The 1,096-nt window shown below is 46.1% G+C and carries 3 protein-coding genes and 1 pseudogene; all 4 read left to right on the forward strand.

All coding sequences use genetic code 11. From position 1 onward, the window contains the following. Window positions 1-187, forward strand: a pseudogene (locus BHE81_RS25835) (conjugal transfer protein TraN); the annotation flags it as partial. A gap of 31 nt (window positions 188-218) precedes the next feature. Further along, a complete protein-coding gene (locus tag BHE81_RS25840) occupies window positions 219-473 on the forward strand; it encodes a conjugal transfer protein TrbE (RefSeq protein WP_023287133.1) in 255 nt (84 codons plus the stop codon). Further along, window positions 451-699: a hypothetical protein gene (locus BHE81_RS25845; RefSeq protein ID WP_013214029.1), complete on the forward strand. Its 249-nt coding sequence runs from the start codon at window positions 451-453 to the stop codon at window positions 697-699. The genes BHE81_RS25840 and BHE81_RS25845 overlap by 23 nt, the downstream gene beginning before the upstream one ends. A 12-nt stretch (window positions 700-711) precedes the next feature. Further along, window positions 712-1,038: a hypothetical protein gene (locus BHE81_RS25850; protein ID WP_004152676.1), complete on the forward strand. Its 327-nt coding sequence runs from the start codon at window positions 712-714 to the stop codon at window positions 1,036-1,038. Window positions 1,039-1,096 lie beyond the last annotated feature (58 nt).

The raw sequence follows: 1,096 nt of genomic DNA on the forward strand, positions 1-1,096 counted from the left end.
CGCCAGCAGTCCTGACTGTCGGGGCATTACCGTCGCGGAACTCCAGGGGATTGATTTTAACAAGCTGGATTTCACCAACTTTATGGACGACCTGATGAAAAATCAAAAAATACCGGAAAACGATGTGCTCACCAATAAGACCAGAGAACGAATTAAGGAAATCATGAGTCAGCAATCCGCGCAATAAACCATGCTGCCTAATAAAGAGACCGATAATCATGAAAATGAGTTTTCACAAAAAGCCTGTTATTGATTTTGTCCTGAGATTAACGCTAACAATAATCATTATTTCTCCGGTGATTTATTTCTCCTGGGATGCAGTCAAAGGGACGTCGGGAAGTGATTATGTCGAAAGTGTGGTCTTTATTCTTATGGCTGGGTTTGCCATGTCTGTATGTTGTTTGTTTTTCTCAGTCCTGGAGAAAGTTATAAATGCAAGGAAAAGCAAAGATGAATCAATATATCACGATTGAGAAATTTATAGACATTCTGAATGAAGAGAATTTACCCCAGGAGCATCATGTTATGGTGCTGGCTGTTCTTGCGGATATCTCTCTGCATACAGACAGGTTCCTGATTAACTCGTCCGAACTGGTTCAGATGGCCGCTCAGTACTCACCTGCTTTCCAGAAACTGCCAGCGGACCGGCAGGCTTTTATATCTTCAGTACTGAGCATGCCGCTATTCCTTATTATGTGACCAGGAGAGTCAATGGAAGAGAAAAAAGCATACGGGCTGGTCATGGTGTTTGTCGGGGTGTTTGTCTTTCTCCTGGTCAGCATTATGTCGTACAGCCTGTGGCGGGACAGGCAGGTTAACGCATTTATGACAACCAACCGGGCCTGGGGGATCCAGTGCGACACTGTTTCTCAGGCCGCGTGGGTGATCAGGGACGGGGAGCGGGTGGACCTTCAGATAAATTATCTGCCTCTGTACTGCAGCGGTTATCGCTTTGAAGCCCGTGATGATGCAGGAAAGGTACAGCGCCAGCTCGATAAATACAGTGTCTATCAGCATCTGTCACGCCAGTCGCATTAATTCATAAAAGGGTATTTGCCATGCGAACAATACATGCCGCCATGCTGGCGGGGTGCCT

Origin of the sequence: Klebsiella sp. AqSCr, from assembly GCF_008452795.1 — a bacterium.
Taxonomy (GTDB): Bacteria; Pseudomonadota; Gammaproteobacteria; order Enterobacterales; family Enterobacteriaceae; genus Klebsiella; species Klebsiella pneumoniae.

Bases quoted from the DNA above. Each gene is read 5' to 3' on its own strand.
- BHE81_RS25840 (WP_023287133.1), top strand. From the start codon at position 219: ATGAAAATGAGTTTTCACAAAAAGCCTGTTATTGATTTTGTCCTGAGA.
- BHE81_RS25845 (WP_013214029.1), top strand. From the start codon at position 451: ATGAATCAATATATCACGATTGAGAAATTTATAGACATTCTGAATGAA.
- BHE81_RS25850 (WP_004152676.1), top strand. From the start codon at position 712: ATGGAAGAGAAAAAAGCATACGGGCTGGTCATGGTGTTTGTCGGGGTG.